The organism is Shewanella sp. SW24 (assembly GCF_025653395.1).
In the GTDB taxonomy this organism is placed as follows: Bacteria; Pseudomonadota; Gammaproteobacteria; order Enterobacterales; family Shewanellaceae; genus Shewanella; species Shewanella oncorhynchi.
The window spans coordinates 139,903-155,843 of sequence record NZ_JAKKSH010000004.1 but is presented as its reverse complement, the minus strand read 5'-3'; the positions used below and the strand labels follow the sequence as shown (position 1 = coordinate 155,843).

Annotated in this window: 17 protein-coding genes and 1 tRNA gene; 8 read left to right on the top strand and 10 right to left on the bottom strand. The window is 45.6% G+C overall.

The genetic code is table 11. The features are described from left to right. The first annotated feature begins 11 nt into the window (after positions 1 to 11). Together L5M17_RS05685 and L5M17_RS05680 are read left to right on the top strand one after the other, a co-directional pair. Positions 12 to 1,838, top strand: coding sequence for an AsmA family protein (locus L5M17_RS05685; protein WP_263145856.1), 1,827 nt, complete (start codon positions 12 to 14; stop codon positions 1,836 to 1,838). Beyond that, positions 1,838 to 2,458 (top strand): BsuPI-related putative proteinase inhibitor, encoded by a 621-nt coding sequence (locus L5M17_RS05680; protein ID WP_263145855.1) that lies wholly within the window; start codon positions 1,838 to 1,840, stop codon positions 2,456 to 2,458. Before L5M17_RS05685 ends, L5M17_RS05680 begins: the two co-directional genes overlap by 1 nt. A gap of 140 nt (positions 2,459 to 2,598) precedes the next feature. Here L5M17_RS05680 and L5M17_RS05675 read toward each other — a convergent pair whose 3' ends face one another. Continuing rightward, positions 2,599 to 4,146 carry a LysM peptidoglycan-binding domain-containing protein gene (locus tag L5M17_RS05675; RefSeq protein ID WP_263145852.1) on the bottom strand — a complete coding sequence of 516 codons (1,548 nt, stop codon included), beginning with the start codon at positions 4,144 to 4,146 and terminating at the stop codon, positions 2,599 to 2,601. Positions 4,147 to 4,378: 232 nt separating this feature from the next. Next, the gene (gloB, locus tag L5M17_RS05670) at positions 4,379 to 5,170 is read right to left on the bottom strand and encodes a hydroxyacylglutathione hydrolase (RefSeq protein ID WP_263145850.1); all 792 of its coding nucleotides are present in this window, start codon (positions 5,168 to 5,170) and stop codon (positions 4,379 to 4,381) included. Positions 5,171 to 5,324: 154 nt separating this feature from the next. Between gloB and L5M17_RS05665 the strand changes: the two genes are divergently transcribed. Then, complete coding sequence (locus tag L5M17_RS05665; protein WP_263145848.1) at positions 5,325 to 6,062, top strand: class I SAM-dependent methyltransferase; 738 nt, start codon at positions 5,325 to 5,327, stop codon at positions 6,060 to 6,062. Positions 6,063 to 6,095: 33 nt separating this feature from the next. Next, positions 6,096 to 7,004: a LysR substrate-binding domain-containing protein gene (locus L5M17_RS05660; protein WP_263145846.1), complete on the top strand. Its 909-nt coding sequence runs from the start codon at positions 6,096 to 6,098 to the stop codon at positions 7,002 to 7,004. 190 nt (positions 7,005 to 7,194) lie between these two features. Here L5M17_RS05660 and rnhA read toward each other — a convergent pair whose 3' ends face one another. Further along, a complete protein-coding gene (gene rnhA / locus L5M17_RS05655; protein ID WP_006081489.1) occupies positions 7,195 to 7,665 on the bottom strand; it encodes a ribonuclease HI in 471 nt (156 codons plus the stop codon). A gap of 70 nt (positions 7,666 to 7,735) precedes the next feature. Between rnhA and dnaQ the strand changes: the two genes are divergently transcribed. From dnaQ to L5M17_RS05640, 3 genes are all read left to right on the top strand, one after another. After that, positions 7,736 to 8,464, top strand: a complete 729-nt coding sequence (gene dnaQ / locus L5M17_RS05650) for a DNA polymerase III subunit epsilon (protein ID WP_263138397.1) — start codon at positions 7,736 to 7,738, stop codon at positions 8,462 to 8,464. Positions 8,465 to 8,474: 10 nt separating this feature from the next. Next, positions 8,475 to 9,848: a TIGR03503 family protein gene (locus L5M17_RS05645; protein WP_263145843.1), complete on the top strand. Its 1,374-nt coding sequence runs from the start codon at positions 8,475 to 8,477 to the stop codon at positions 9,846 to 9,848. 496 nt (positions 9,849 to 10,344) lie between these two features. Continuing rightward, positions 10,345 to 10,421: transfer RNA gene (locus L5M17_RS05640), tRNA-Asp, on the top strand. A 142-nt stretch (positions 10,422 to 10,563) separates the two neighbouring features. Here the strand turns inward: L5M17_RS05640 and L5M17_RS05635 are convergent. From L5M17_RS05635 to L5M17_RS05605, 7 genes are all read right to left on the bottom strand, one after another. Then, positions 10,564 to 11,430, bottom strand: a complete 867-nt coding sequence (locus L5M17_RS05635) for an OmpA family protein (protein WP_263145840.1) — start codon at positions 11,428 to 11,430, stop codon at positions 10,564 to 10,566. Next, positions 11,430 to 11,852 carry a DUF4398 domain-containing protein gene (locus L5M17_RS05630; protein ID WP_219254834.1) on the bottom strand — a complete coding sequence of 141 codons (423 nt, stop codon included), beginning with the start codon at positions 11,850 to 11,852 and terminating at the stop codon, positions 11,430 to 11,432. The genes L5M17_RS05635 and L5M17_RS05630 overlap by 1 nt, the downstream gene beginning before the upstream one ends. Before the next feature lie 345 nt (positions 11,853 to 12,197). Next, entirely contained in the window at positions 12,198 to 12,374 is a 177-nt protein-coding gene (locus L5M17_RS05625) for a hypothetical protein (protein WP_258547609.1), read from the bottom strand. A gap of 376 nt (positions 12,375 to 12,750) precedes the next feature. Then, on the bottom strand, positions 12,751 to 13,518 hold the full coding sequence (locus tag L5M17_RS05620; RefSeq protein ID WP_263145836.1) for a Crp/Fnr family transcriptional regulator: 768 nt from the start codon (positions 13,516 to 13,518) through the stop codon (positions 12,751 to 12,753). 122 nt (positions 13,519 to 13,640) lie between these two features. Continuing rightward, positions 13,641 to 14,339 carry a Crp/Fnr family transcriptional regulator gene (locus L5M17_RS05615; RefSeq protein WP_263145835.1) on the bottom strand — a complete coding sequence of 233 codons (699 nt, stop codon included), beginning with the start codon at positions 14,337 to 14,339 and terminating at the stop codon, positions 13,641 to 13,643. Positions 14,340 to 14,443: 104 nt separating this feature from the next. After that, the gene (locus tag L5M17_RS05610) at positions 14,444 to 14,785 is read right to left on the bottom strand and encodes a BON domain-containing protein (RefSeq protein ID WP_028760077.1); all 342 of its coding nucleotides are present in this window, start codon (positions 14,783 to 14,785) and stop codon (positions 14,444 to 14,446) included. 38 nt (positions 14,786 to 14,823) lie between these two features. Continuing rightward, positions 14,824 to 14,985, bottom strand: a complete 162-nt coding sequence (locus L5M17_RS05605) for a DUF3309 domain-containing protein (RefSeq protein WP_263145833.1) — start codon at positions 14,983 to 14,985, stop codon at positions 14,824 to 14,826. Positions 14,986 to 15,270: 285 nt separating this feature from the next. Here L5M17_RS05605 and L5M17_RS05600 point away from each other — a divergent pair, with 285 nt between their 5' ends. Then, a complete protein-coding gene (locus L5M17_RS05600; protein ID WP_028760076.1) occupies positions 15,271 to 15,690 on the top strand; it encodes a PRC-barrel domain-containing protein in 420 nt (139 codons plus the stop codon). Positions 15,691 to 15,941: the final 251 nt, after the last annotated feature.

The following is a 15,941-nucleotide window of genomic DNA, read 5'->3' as shown; positions in this document are numbered from 1 at the left end:
AGGATATTTATATGAAATTCATTAAGTGGCTCTTAGCCTTAATGGTGACGCTCATTCTTTTAGTTACCGTTTATCTCACCGTCTTTTTCGACCCTAATGATTTTAAACCTGAAATAGTCGATGCCGTAAAAAAACAAACGGGTCGTGAATTAGTCATTACTGACGATTTATCTTGGACATTTTTCCCTGTTATAGGTATTAATTTAGGAGGGGTGTCTTTATCTAACCCTGAAGGCTTTACGCCTAAGGCTATGTTAGAAGTCAAAAAAGCCGTTGCTGAAGTGGCGCTAATGCCGTTGTTTAGTCAGAAAATTGAAATTGCAGAATTGAGTCTCGATGGCGCAACGATCAATTTAGTCACCCGTAAAAATGGCACTAACAGTTTCGATGGGTTGAGCGGCGATAATAGCCCAAAAACAGCGTCTCCAGCTGCCGCCGAATCTTCATCGAATGCCAAACTTAACGACATTAATATTGGTGGCATTTCTATCACCAATACCCAAATTAATATGATTGACGAAGCTAATAAGCAGACTCAAGTCTTTACCTTAAATAGCTTCACCTTAGGTGAGTTCTCCTTAGATAAATTTGCGCCTATCGCCTTTGAATTCAGTGCAACTATGCCGGATATGACGGTAAGTAGCGAAGCTAAAGGTGAACTAAAACTCAGTCGAGACTTTAAACAACTCGTTATCAATGGGCTGAAAATTGACACTGTAGTGGAAGGAGAGAGTATTCCGAACAAGAAACTCGAAACATCTGTCAGCTTAGCAACTCAAATCGCCCTTGATAAACAGCAATTGTCCGTCGATATTGCGCAGCTCACCGCGGCGAGCATTACCGCTGCGGGTAAAGTGGGTGTTAATTATGGTACGAAAATCCCACAAATTAATGCTGATTTTCAAGTTGGTGATATTGATTTAGATACACTGTTACCTAAAACAGAGGCCACCGCCACCGCTGAACAAGCGCCAGCAGCAAACCCTCAGGCAGTTGAGCCTGATCTCTCAGCCCTTAAGCAGCTTGATGTAAAACTCAAGTTGACTGTTAAGTCTATTAAGGTCGCGAATCTGTCGACTCAAAATTGGTTAATGGATGTGGGCATTAAAAATGGCGTGTTAGATCTGACGAAATTGAATGCGGATTTATATCAAGGTCAGTTGCTGGTGAGCGCTCAGGTTGATGCTCGTCAAGCAGTGGCGAGTTATCAATTTGATAAAAAAGTGACGGGCGTACAAATTCGTCCTTTGCTGAAAGATGCGGCGGATGTGGATTTATTGGCCGGTACAGCCAACTTTGATGTGAAGGGGAAAGGTAAGAGTTTGATCCCTGAGCAGTTAAAGAAAAACCTGTTAGCGAATGGTCATTTTGATATTAATGACGGTGCTCTGTACGGGGTAAATATTCCCCAGATGATCCGCAGCGCACAAGCTAAGTTAAAGGGCGACTTATCGCCAGAAACGAAGGCGGAGCGCAAAACTGACTTCTCGAGTCTGACGGGCAGTTTCTCGTTGGATAATGGCGTTGCCACGAATCCAGATCTTGCCTTGTCTTCGCCTTTACTGCGTTTGGATGGTAAAGGCACTGCGAATTTATTGACTGAAGCCTTGGACTACAGACTAACCGCTAGCCTAGTGAATTCATTGAAGGGTCAGGGCGGTAGCGACAAAGATGCGCTGGCTGGAGTTGACATTCCGTTGGCGATTACAGGCACTTTCCAAAAACCTGAATATGCTTTGGATACTAAAGCCTTACTGAATAATCAGCTAAAGGAAGAAACCGACAAAGCTAAGGAAAAATTAAAAGACTCCTTATTGAAAAAACTAGGCGGTTTTTAATGGTTGCTTCAACGCGTTACGCATTACTTGTTTGCGCGAGTGCTTTTGTCGGCGGGCAACTTGTTGGGTGCTCGGCGCCCGAAGCCGCTGACACGAGTCAGTCAACCAAGGGTGAGACTACAACAGCTGCGGCCGTTCAGCCTGAGATTATTCGCGCTGCCGATCTGGCGCTCGATGTTTCTGGGCTTAAAAGCACTCCGACATTAAAGGCTGAACCTGTGATGGCAGAAAAGGCACAAGGCTTGCTTCGCGGCGAATTAGCTCTAGAACCTTTTATCGATTTTAAGCAGTCGGTTAAGGCGACATTGACTGTGACAAATCCACAAACCTATGCTGTCGGCCTACGTTATAACTCTGGGATGACGGCGGATTTGTGGTTGGTAACGCAAGAGGGCAAACGTCTGTGGGCTTGGTCGGATGATATGATGTTTACCCAAGCATTACGTGATAGCCAATTGGCGGCAGGGAAAGTGATCACGACTTCATTTAGTATTCCGCCCAAAGCATTTGCAGGAATACCTGCAGATGGTGCTCGCTTAGAAGCGCATTTTGCCGCTAAAGCATTAGAGTCTGATGCCGTTGTTATGGCGCCCGTTGTCTTATTACTGACGATGGAATAACGCCGCCTCTCATAATAGAGAAAGCCCGTAATAGAAAAAGGCAGCAATCCGATAGGGTTGCTGCCTTTTTGTTATCTATGGCTCAATTTTGCTTAGGATTTATAGCACTAATCCGTTCGAACTATGTGCCAGTTTAGTCCTTACGCACTCAACTTAGTTTCATCAACCACTAATTTGATCACTTGGCCTGGTTGTAAATACTGTGATTGCGCTAGGCTATTCCACTCGAGTAGCTCGGCAACAGTTACGTTAAATTTATTGGCGATACGGGCAAGTGAATCACCGGATTTTACCTTGTAACTGACAGTACGAATTTGTGCGGTTTGCTCAAGCTCCTTTGGTGCTAAGATCACTAACTTCTGACCGTTTTGTAGCTTGCTATTCTTAGCCAATTTGTTCCAAGTGCTGAGTTGTTTCACCGTCACTTTATGGGTTTGGGCTATTTCAGAGAGTGTGTCTCCTGACTTAACCTGATAAGCAATTTTTGTTGATTCAACTGCAGCATGTGATTTTTTCGGCAATTGCTGCTTAGTTGACAGGGCATAAAGTTGCTTGTCTTGCGCATCGACAGGAATAATCAAATGCTTGCCTGCGACGATCGTGTTGCTTTTCATGCCGTTGGCGGCGCGAATAGCGGCAACGGTCGTATGGTGCTGCGTAGCAATCTTACCAATGCTATCGCCAGATTTGATCGTGTAACGTAACCAGCTGATCCTATCTTCGGTTTCTGTTTCAGCGAGCGCTTTTTTAAATTCTTCCGATTTATCAATTGGTAGCACTAAGGTGTGCGGACCAAGTGGCGATGTAGCCCAGCGGTTATAACCTGGGTTGAGTTTTTGTAACTCAAGCGTGGTCATATTGGCAAAACCTGCCGCCATGGCTAAATCAATTTGGCTATCAATATCAACCACTTCAATTGTCGGATTGTTGTCAATTGGCGCTAAAGAAATACCATATTCATCAGCGTGTTTAATGACTTCTGCCAGTGCGAGAAGTTGCGGCACATAGCGCTCCGTCTCTCTGGGCAAATCCAATGACCAAAAATCCGTTTTTAAGCCTTTTTTCTCGTTACGTTTGATTGCATTGAGCACCCGTGATTCACCCGAGTTATAGGCAGCAATAGCATAAAGCCAATTGTTATTGGTTTTATCGTAGAGGTATTCCAGCATATCGAGCGCCGCAGTCGTTGATGCGGGGACATCACGGCGACCGTCATACCACCAGTTCATTTCTAAACCGAAATGACTGGCCATAGGTGTGGTAAATTGCCACAGACCCGATGCCGCGCCAGTCGATGATGCGGAAGGATCAAAGGCGCTTTCAATTATGGGTAACAAAGCTATCTCAATAGGAAGATGACGCTTTTCAAGTTCTTCTACAATCATGTACATATAAGGTGCAGCACGTTCCGAGATGATCGCCAGATGCTGTGGATTTTTGATGTACCAATCACGGTATTGATTCACCAATTTTTGATCTGGAACCGGTAACTGCATGCCTTGACGAATTCGCTCCCACACATCGGTAATTTGCGCCGATGGAGCCTCGGTTGCGAGGTAATATTCTGGGACTGTATTTTCGGTTGTGACGGCTTCAACTTCTGTTTGGTTAACGCCATGGTTGTCTAATGTTTGACAGCCTGTGAGTAGGGCAAATCCCCCTACAACAACATAAAGTGATACTCTCATTGAAAACGGTAGTCCTCTGTTAGTGCATCGCTTTTCTTTATAGTAACAGTATGTTTTATAAGAAGATAAAGACGACGCAGCGCGCAAAGTTTTCACGCAAAACGAGCCATTCTATGGGATCTTTTCGATCTTGTCCCTTAATTATCGTACATAATGTAAGGCCATTTTTGACTTACATCATCAAAAATGAGAAAAACTGTTTGAATTTCAATCTATAATATTGCTTTTGTGATCAAAAATTATCTTTCCACTGTCTGAGTAAGGTAAAACCGCTGAGTTCGTCTAAATTTGCGTGATTTAGACCGCTAAAATGCTGTTTTATGTTATCGACAATTTCAGTGTCGCTAGGGCGTAAAAAAGGATTGATGGCACGCTCTAAAGCGATGGTGGAGGGAACAGTCGCTTTGTCTTGGCGACGTAACTGCATCGCGCGTTCGTTATAGTCTTGGAGCTCGCGATTGTTGGGATTGACCGCGAGGGCAAATTTGAGGTTTGAAAGTGTGTACTCATGGGCACAATAAACCCGAGTGTCGGCGGGAAGCTGGGCAAGTTGCTGTAGTGAGTTGTGCATTTGCGCTGGCGTGCCTTCAAATAAGCGTCCGCAGCCGCCGCTAAACAGGGTGTCACCGCAAAATAAGGCATCTTCAACAACGTAGGCTATATGTCCTGCTGTGTGGCCTGGTACATCTAAGACTTGCAGCTCAGCGCTGAGATACTCCAGTGTGAATCTGGGCTTGGCTTTTGCGTGCAGTGGATGTGTGATGCCTTCGATCTTCTCATTATCTGGGCCATAAACCGTGAGTCTATTATGACTATAGGCTTGAAGCGCTGCTACGCCACCCGTATGGTCATTGTGGTGGTGGGTCAGTAAAATACCCGCTAGCGTGAGTTGATTCGCTTGCAGGTAGTCAATGACCACACTTGCATCGCCGGGATCGACAACATAAACCTGAGTATGGGGCTGTTGTTGTAACACCCAGATATAATTGTCATTAAAGGCTTTGATCGCTGTTATAGTGAGCATAGAACTGCCTATGTCTGTATTTCAATTTGAAGATAAAGGTATTATCCATGAGTGAACGGCCCTTGGCGACCTTTGCCGCTTTTGCCCTGTGGCAGAATGTTGGTCATCTTTGACCCAATTGGATACTTGTCTACCCAGCTAACGGAGGAACTCTGTGTCGCATTTTAGTACTGAGCTCAAGCCCGAACAATGGAGTGACCTACCCAATGGTGAGGCACTACAGCAAGCCGTCGCTAAACAGCTTGAAGATTGGTGGCCAAGAGTCTTTGGTTATCATTTATTAAAGTTAGGGCCTTTGAGTGCCGAATTGTCGAGTATGGCATCGCCAGTCGCCCATCATTTTTCACTCTCGCCATCTAAAGGCACCTCTATTGAAGGCGATTTTTGCCATCTACCCCTGCAGAATGCGGCGATAGATGCGGTGGTGATGAGTCTATTGCTCGAATTTGAACCCGATCCTTATCGTATTCTTCGTGAAACCGATCGGGTACTCATCGCCGGAGGCTATCTTTTTATCGTCGGTTTTAATCCCTTGAGTCCAGTATTTTTGGGTAAGTTATGGCCTAAGTATCAGGATTGTCTCCCATGGAATGGCCGCTTTTTTATGCCATCAAGGGTGCGAGATTGGTTAGGTTTATTAGGTTATCAAGTGGTGGGTGATGAGCGTTTGGTCTATCACCCCTTAATGGGTGATTTCACCCAAGGTAAATTTTTTCAACAGAGTTTAGCGTCATGGCTTCCTAGCGCGGGCAGTTTGTATTTGATTGTGGCGCGTAAACTCGAGTCGCCACTCACGCCTATTCGCGATAAACGTAAGGTGCGGCAAACGAATTGGACCACGGCACCGACCGCGGGACGTTCAGGGCATTTATCAGAGCATTCGGAAAACTGATAAGCCATTTCCTTTTTAAGTACAGGTTTTAATATGCGGATCACCTTAAGACAATTGGCGGTATTTGAAGCTGTGGCACGTAGCGGCCAAGTCGCAAAGGCGGCGGATCAGGTTAATTTATCACCACCTGCCACTTCTATGGCTTTGGCTGAGTTAGAAAAACAGCTCAATGCCCGCCTATTCGAGCGCATTGGTAATCGATTACAGCTGAACTCGCAGGGCAATTTACTGTTGCCACTGGCGACGGATTTATTGCACCGTGTTGAGCAAATTGAGCAGGCATTTACCTACCATGGTGGCGATTTGGTTGGGCGCTTAAGTATCAGTGCCAGTTCGACAATCGGTAATTATCTAATGGCGAAAGCCGCAGTGGCATTTTGTCAGCAGCACACTCAAACCCATGTGGATGTGGCGATCACAAATACTCAAGATGTGATCCAAGCGGTAGCTCAGTTCCGCTCTGAAATGGGTTTTATTGAAGGCCATTGCACTGACAATCGTTTAAGTGTCGAGGCATGGCATAAGGATAGGCTGCTGGTGTTTTGTCATCCGGCGCATCCTCTGGCGGGGAAAGTGGTTAAACCTGCAGCTGTTAAAGGCCTGTCTTGGGTGCTACGTGAGGAAGGATCGGGCACTCGCGAATATTTTGTAAATGCCGCCAATGAGTTGGATATGCAGCCAGAGGCTAAATTCTGCTTTACTACGCCGGATGCGATTAAATTGGCCGTGAAACAAGGTGCTGGGCTTGGGGTGTTATCTGAGTTGGCGCTGGAGAAAGAAATCAGTCGTAAAGAGTTGGCGTTAGTCACGATTGAGGGACTCGTACTCGAGCGGCAGTTTTATCGCATCACCCATAAGAGCCGTCAGGCGACATCCCTAGGTCAAGCTTTTGTGCTGTTTTGTGAGAATTTTTTCAATATTGCAGGTGTGGAACTGAAATAAGCAGTTTGATAGCAATGGCCCTCGTAAACAGTGAGCTTAAGCGATTTATTTAAAAGGTTAATTTTGACGGTAAGCTTAAACTGTGAGATGAATCGCGAATTAAGTCATCACGCCCAAGTGCTTAACTTAGGCGTGATGGCATCGAACTTATTTTTTCGAATTTAGCGAGTTTACACTGAGTAGCACTGGGTTATGGCTGATAACCTAAATCGGGTTGGGTTGGTTTAGATTCTGCCGCGGTGCGAGCTAACACATCGCAACGTTCGTTTTCGGCGTGTCCTGCGTGACCTTTAACCCATTGCCAGTCGATAGTGTGCATCTGTGAGGCTTTATCTAATCGTTTCCATAGGTCAACGTTTTTGACTGGGGTACGGTTTGATGTCATCCAACCTTTTTTCTTCCAGCCATGTATCCATGTCATTATGCCTTGGCGCATATATTGGCTGTCGCTGGTGAGCACGACTTGGCAAGGCTCTTTCAAGCTTTCTAACGCTATGATTGGGGCTAACAATTCCATGCGATTATTGGTCGTGAGCGCAAAACCGTCGGACATCTCCTTTGTATGGCCTTTATAATTCATTACAATGCCATAGCCGCCAGGACCGGGATTGCCTAAGCAAGAGCCGTCGGTGAAGATGTGGATCAGTTTTAGTTCAGTCATCAAATTGTTACCATAGCCGGGAATTTCGGCCGAGTATAACTAAAAATTGTCATAAGAAGCGCATAAAAACATGAATATTATCTCTAATGCTAGCCGTCAGGTTATTTTAGATACCGAAACCACAGGTATGAACCAAGGCAGCGGCGCCATCTATTTAGGCCATAGGATCATCGAGATAGGTTGTGTGGAAGTGGTGAACCGTCGTTTGACGGGGCGTTATTACCACCAATATATCAATCCAGGTCAAGCAATCGATCCCGAAGCCATCGCCGTTCACGGTATTACCGATGAGCGCGTTTCCAAAGAGCCGCGTTTCCATCAAATTGCTCAAGAGTTTATCAACTTTATCGACGGTGCTGAAATCGTCGCACATAACGCGAGCTTCGACGTGAACTTCATGGATCATGAGTTTTCACTGCTGCAGCCGCGTGGTCCGAAAACCGCTGATATTTGTCAGATCCTCGATACCTTAGAGATTGCTAAGTTTTTACATCCCGGCCAGAAAAACAATCTCGACGCGCTCTGTAAGCGTTACGGCGTCGATACTTCTCGCCGCGAGTACCACGGCGCATTACTCGATGCCGAGATCCTCGCTGATGTTTATCTGATCATGACTGGCGGACAGACAAAGTTTAATTTGTCTAATGAAGAAGCGGGGCAGGAAGCGGGGGGGATTCAACGTTTTGATCCGCAATCACTTAATCTTAAAGTGATTGGCGCATCGGCCGATGAACTGACAATGCATGAACAACGCCTTGATTTAGTCGCAAAATCAGGTAAATGTCTCTGGAGAGGATAGAAGAATTACTATGCCTATGTCGCGCCATAAACCCATTTTAGCTTTTTGCCTGCTTGCCACTACGCTGTTATGTAGTGTGGCGAGTGTATTGGCCGCTGACCTAGATCCCGCTAAAAAAGTCGTCAAGCCGCCCAAGGCTGCGCCGATTGTAGGATTGGAGACGGCTTCCGAGCTTAAAAACCGTTTTCGTATTGATCATATGGTTGATAACATGACCTTATTAGTGGAGCGTGAATATGGCTCTGCGCCCGTGGTCATAGTGTTACCCGATGGCAGTAAATGGTACGCCAATCGTCATCCAGAAACCGTTAAGTGGGTGGATGGTATAACGGGCGATATTATTTACATTGAGTCACCATTGCCCGGACCTTGGCAGTTGGTTGGCAAGGTCGTCTCTGGTTCAACCCTTAAGAAGCTCTCTAAACTCGAAATCGAAGTCCAGCCTTTACCGCAGCCAATCTTCCAAGGTGAACAAGTTAAAATTGTCGCGCAGTTAATGGGTGACGAGCAGCGTGTGCGTATGCCTGGGTTAGATTATTTAGTTGAATGGACGGCACATTTTGTGAGTAAACATAAGGCGGGCGATGAAAACTTTGCCGCAGGTGACATTATTGTTGGTTCTTATAAAGACAATGGTGAAGATTACGATGAAAAACCCGACGATGGTGTATTTACCAGCAATATCAATATAAAGCAGCCTTGGGGTGATTATGAGTTTGTCGTGCAGGCACGTAATAATGTGTTTGAACGGCAGGTTTCATTCCCGTTTAAATTGTCACCTCGGCCAATTAATCTAGAAGTTATTACCCCTGACGATCCGCTAACAGGGCAATGGAAAGTCATGTTACACGTGGATAAGACAGTGTTGCAGCTGGCTGAGACGCATTTTTCCTTTGAGTTAGTCGGCCCTGCTGGCTTGCAACTGCCTTTGGTTGTTAATGGTCTCACTGAGCCTGACTCTGAATTAGATTTACCTACAGTGACAGAGTTTGGTAGTTATCGAATTAAAGGTTTTGTGGCGACGACGACTGTCACTGGTCGTGAAATCGTGCTGGATTTACCTGAGCTTTTCTTTAACTTAATTCAACCACCAGAACCACCACCAAGTGCTGAAGAGTTGGCTGCTGTTGCTGCACAAAAAGCGGCAGAGGAAGAAGAGCTGGCGAAGAAAGATGCAATGTTCTGGATCATTACAGTCAACGCTATCTTATTGGTCTTAGGCGTGGTGGGATTAATTGTGTGGCGTAAGCGTCAAAGTTTGGCGCAGGCCTTAGCTGCCGCGGAGTTACGTTTATTGAATGAAGCATCTGCAAATCCACCCGCAGCGCCTTCATTAGATGAAATCGATCTCACTATGCCAGATGAGGCTGATAAAGACCGTTAGCCAAGCGTTGCTTAATGTGTTTGATTTATGACTTTGAACTGGAACCTTGCAGCGATATTTGGGATATAAATCAAGGTCTGCAATTGATTTGGCTTTTTTTTAATCAAATGATAAATCGAAGTAAAAAAACGGTTGACGCCTGCAGGGCTCAACCGTATTATTCTTCGCATCTTAAGCAGAGCCTTGATAAGTGTGTTGAATTATCGTTCTGTTTTAACATCGGCGGCCTGTCACGCTGAAGTTAGCGGGTTTGATGCCCGTAAGATACTTGGATAAGGAAAAATTTGGAGCGGTAGTTCAGTTGGTTAGAGTATCGTTTTGACATCAGCGGCCTGTCACGCTGGGGTTAGTGGGTTTAATACCCGTCAAATATTGGGATATGGAAGAATTTGGAGCGGTAGTTCAGTTGGTTAGACTATCGTTTTGACATCAGCGGCCCGTCACGCTGGGGTTAGTAGGTTAGATACCCGTCAAATATTGGGATGTGGAAGAATTTGGAGCGGTAGTTCAGTTGGTTAGAATACCGGCCTGTCACGCCGGGGGTCGCGGGTTCGAGTCCCGTCCGCTCCGCCAAATTGCAAAAGCCCCATCGAAAGATGGGGCTTTTTGCTTTTTACTGATCTCCTTAATTTCTGCGCTGTTCATCTTATTAGCGATGAGACTCGATTCAAATGTCAGCAAGGATCACGCTGAAATCTTAATAGGATTAAGATAGCTACTGTGGAGCCTGTGCGGTGTCGGTGAGGATGACTTCAACCCGACGGTTTTGCTGGCGGCCACTGGCGGACTCATTGTTGGCAACAGGTGAGCGTTCACCTTTACCTAGGCTACTGAGCCGATTGGATTGGATCCCTTTTCCCTGTAGAAAATGGCTAACACTATCAGCTCTTTGCTGCGATAAACCCAGATTGTATTGTTCACTGCCTACGCTATCTGTATACCCTTCAATCATGGCACCACGCGCGGGATACTTGTTCAGAAAGTTCGCTAGGTTGGTTAGATGTTGACTGGTCGATGACTTAAGATCCGCTTTGGCAGTATCAAATAAAACATCACCTAAGGTTACGACCCAACCACGTTCTGACTGACGGGCATTCAGCAATGTGAGCTGGGCTTGCAGTTCGGTCGTTTCCTGACGCGCATCTGCAGCATCAGCACGGGCTAGGCGCGCATCTTGATGGGCTTGATTGGCCTCTGTGGTGCGAGCATCCAATCTGGCGTCATCGCGTTTTTTAGCGAGGACTTTGTGTTGATCCTCGGCAAAGCGGCTCTGCGCTTGAGCTAAGGCAATATTGACTTTCTTATCAGCAACAAACACTAGGTGTTGTGATTGTTGCTCATCTTTTACCGGTTGTTCAGCAGCGCGAACGGCTTCTTCAGCTTGTTTAATGGCAGCAGGGGCTAAAATTGCCAGTTCATTATTCGCTTGCAGTTTATTAAGTTCTGTACGGATATCACCGATGCCTTCAGCTATTTTAGGCGTACTGCTACAAGCTGCTACTGTGCTTAGGATTAGGCTATATGCCAGTAGATGGCGGCTAAAACGTAAAGGCAGACCCGATGAAACGATAGGTTTTTTCATTACTGAATTCCTCCTGAACGGCGCAACATTTCTTGCTGCAGTATGCTGATATTGTTTTTCATTTCATTATTGACGCTATTGGCTTGTGCCAGCTCAGCGCGAGCTTGGGCCAATTCGGCCTCAAGGCTCGCCTCGATGGCGTAACGATCGGCGCTGACAGTGTCCATATTGAGTAATGCGCTGCTTGCAGATTGAAGTTTAAGTCTGGCCTGTGCCAGTTCATTTGAGGCATATTGGCCGACTCTTGCTTGCTCTGCGCGGGCAATGGTGTGTTCAGCCCGTTCCATTTCTGCGGTCTTAGTCAATGGCGTTGAACTGCAGCCCACGAGCGCTGTTGCAATACAACCTGCCAATAAGAAGTGCTTGGCTCGCTGTAGACTGATTGGATATTGCTGTGGTTGTTGATTTTTATTGATGTTCATTTGAAATTCCTTTCTCGGAAACAGTGCACCGAGTGTGGTCTTTAGGTTTGTTATTCCACCATGCACAGTCAATATGCTGGTGAATAGCCCCATTTTTGAGTCAGTTGGTATGAGTGAGTAATTTGACGCCACGGAAATTCATGATCTACTCCTCTGAGTTAAAGAGGGCCGACACAGTAAGGATTGCATCGGCTTGAGCTAAACGCAGTGTGTTACTGCAAGGTTTAGTTTTTACACTTAATCAATGAAACTTTTCCCTGTTTGTTCGTCACGTCCTAGTCTAACGAGTGATGATTTGGCTCTTTTTCAGTCCAGTTACCTTCCTTGTCGTTTGATTTAAGTTCTTCAACCTCGCTTATTTTGTGTGCTTTTACTGGTATCCACGTCTTGTTTAGCTTTATCCGCAACTGTGGTTTTGATCATCTGACGGTTGCGGGCTACGACGGGAGGATTGGCTTTGTTGGTGTTGGAATTCTGTGCATCGTTATCGATGGATTTATGTTGTTCTGTGAATTTTTTCATATAAACCTCAAGTAACCCAGTGTAGTGCAAGAGTGCATGAACCGTACATTCAGCATGACCTGCTAAATATTGAACGTCTGTGCGTTAGCGCGCATGGGATTAGTGGTGGCAATATTGGCCGCTTGGCACGTTTTTTGTTTGCTGGGTGGGTCGATATGATTAATTATAATACATTGATTACAAAGATAATGTGTTGGATATTAGGCAGTATCAGTTTGCGCCATGTTGGCGTGTAGGGTTGATGACTGCCTGTTTTGTTTATGCTCTGCAGTACCAGTGTGGTTGTAGTACTGAAGTGGCATATGGGATAACGATAGAATGGCTGTTGTACGAGTGGTCTAGCCATCCGTTATGTGTATTTTTATCCACAGTACGTTTATGTTTGCTGCGCTTGTTGAGGTGGCATCAGCCGTTCTGATTCCTGCTTAACGACTGCGTAACATTCACAACAGGTTTGTTCTAGTAACGCGCGATCGACCACTTCAATATTCCCACGACTGTAATTGATAATTCCCATGCGCTGCAGTTTGCCTGCCGCATCGGTGACACCTTCACGACGCACGCCGAGCATATTGGCAATCAATTCTTGTGTCATCAGCACGCGATCATCGGGCAGCCTATCTATCGAAAGCAGTAACCAACGACACAGTTGCTGTTCAATACTATGGTGGCGATTGCAAACTGCGGTCTGGGCCATTTGGGTCAGTAGCACCTGACTGTAACGTAGTAACAGATGGAGCAGGGCGCCATGACGGTTAAATTCGTCTTTAAGCCGCTGACCAAACAATCGATAGGCAACGCCAGCACTTTGCACTACAGCGCGAGTCGTGGTGCTTTCTCCTCCCATAAACAGGGCAACGCCGACCATACCATCATTGCCAACGACGGCAATTTCAGCGGATGCCCCATTTTCCATCACATACAGCAGCGAAATAATCGAGTCCAGCGGGAAATACACATAACGCTGCTTTGAACCTGCTTCACAGACTACTTGTCCGAGTTCTAATGGAACCAGTTCCAGATGCGGGAAAATACGTTGTTTGACTTCTTCTGGCAATTCACATAACAACCGATTGGATTCTGGCGGTAAGTGAGTTTCCGGTGGCGGGCGCTCTGATACAGATTTCAGTGTTAGTGTGTCCATTATGATAGCGTGTCCTTGTTTGATGATGTCGCTAACTCAGGCTACAGCGAGAAACACCTATGCTATGTACGGTAGCGAACATAATGGCAGATTTTTTGAATCGTTGAGTGGAAAATATGCACTTAAGTGCGCATTGAGTGATAGCAACTGCAGCAACGGGCAAGTAGAGCTTGCCGATCAAGAATATGTAACCGCCCACGATTATATGAAATGCTACCTCGGGTCTGTAAATTGCCTGCGGCTTCGGTAATACTGCTTCGCCTAACACCCAGCATGTCGGCTAAGAATTGATGGGTTAGATATAACTCATCAGTTTGAATTCGGTCGTGACTCATTAGCAACCAACGTGCTAGCCGAGACTCAATGGAGTGAAAATGGGCACAGACTGCATTTTGTGATAATTGGCATAACAAGGTGTATAGATAAGTCTCTACTATTTGCTTCAGATTGGTATTTTGAGCGAGTAAGCCTTCAAAGGTTGCAATGGGGAGCCGCCAAGCTTGACCTGAACCTTGGATGATCGCCTCGGAAGGCACTTGCCGAGTGCCCAACAAGGTTGTCGCCCCAAGCATACCTTCGTAACCAATCAAACCCATTTCCAATGCAGGATGTTTGGGGAGTTTAGCAATCAAAGAAATAAAAGCCGTTAAGGGAAAATAGACATATTGATATGACTCGCCAGGCTTGCACAGTAAGTCGGCAAAGTTAAGTTGGACTAATTCAGCTTGCGATAATAAATCTGCTTGTTCCACCACTGGCAGATGACGGATTAATCGGTTCTGAATTTGTGGGGCTAATGTGTCTTGGTGTTGAGTGGGCATAGCGGTTCAACCTGTGGTGGCATTGACTTGGCACCAGAAAATCTGCTGCAAAAAGAAGGGCCGCAGCATCAGAACGGGGCTGCGGAATGATGGAGATTAAATGACTAGTTTTTTAGTTGCGGTGAAGGTGCGCCAGATTTTAGTTGCATATCGTTTTTGACTGAAATAACGCCGGGGACTTTGCTTGTTAGTTTTACCGCAGTATTGATATCTTCACGCGATTTAACAAACCCGCTGAGCTGGACCACGCCTTTAAAGGTTTCAACATTAATCTCGGCCACACTTAAGTTTTTATCACCTAAAATGGCAGCTTTCACTTTGGTGGTGACCACACTGTCGTCTAAATACTCGCCAGTACCTTCTTTGTTGTATGCAGAACTGCAACTGGCCACGGCGACTAAGCCTAGAGCCAGCAGGAAGATACTTAACATTTTAATTGTTCTCATCAGATTATCCTTTTTGATAAAGAGTAAAAATGGGGGCATTAGCTAACGCGTCCCGTTAACAGCAATATAATCAGCACCAGTAGCACTATGCCTATAAGTCCACCAGGACGATAACCCCAGTTTCGGCTATGGGGCCAAGTGGGGATCATGCCGAGAAATAACAAAATTAAAATAATCAATAAAATAGTCGCAATTGACATGGCTAATCTTCCTGATACCGGGGCAATTTTGCACTGGGTAACATGAGTCTGTGCCCTAGTAAATGGGATGTCGGTACGGTGGCGCACTTACAGGGATCTGACGAATCGATGTGTTTATATTCGCATTAACTGATAAGCGGTATGCCGAACAGAGCGAGTGATTGTAGAGATGCATACTCTAACTTATGTCCAATGACGGACATGTTCAATTCGAAACCAACGTTTGGTATTTCACTTATTCCGTTGTCCAGTTTCATGGGCTGCGCTAATAAAGAGGTCAACAAAATGAATTATCATGATCGCGATGTTTACGGTATTTACAACAATCCACAGTTCGCTTCTCCATCATTGGCACAAGGACCCGGCCCATATCTGATGGGCGCTGAAACACTGATCGGCAATAATGTTGTTAATAATTCTGGTGAAACCTTAGGGGATATCAAAGAAATTATGCTTGAAGTGGAAACGGGCCACGTCGGGTATGCGGTACTGTCGTTTAGTACTTATTTTGGTTTTGGAGAAAAGCTGTTTGCAGTGCCTTGGAAGATGCTGACACTTAATCATGAGCAAAAATGTTTTGTCATGGACATATCATTAGAGCGACTCAAAACGGCGCCGGGGTTTGACAAAGGCCATTGGCCCAATATGAAAGATGTTGAATGGGAAAACGAACTGCACGATTACTACGGTAGCCGTAGGGATTAATGGTGTTAAGCAGGGGATTTATCCCCTGCGTTATTATTTGGATTCGGTAAATATGTATAAGTGTGGTTGTGCCTATCAAGTGAGTAGGGCCCACACGCATTTTAGTTGTTAGGGATTTGCTTATCGCCATGGTTGTAACCTAATAACGATAAAAGTTTGAGCTAGCGTATTATCGAAAGTCACCAGCGTGTATCGCTGATCAATGTCTTCGCTTCATCAAATGATTAAAGCCTTGTCGAAAGATAAGGCTT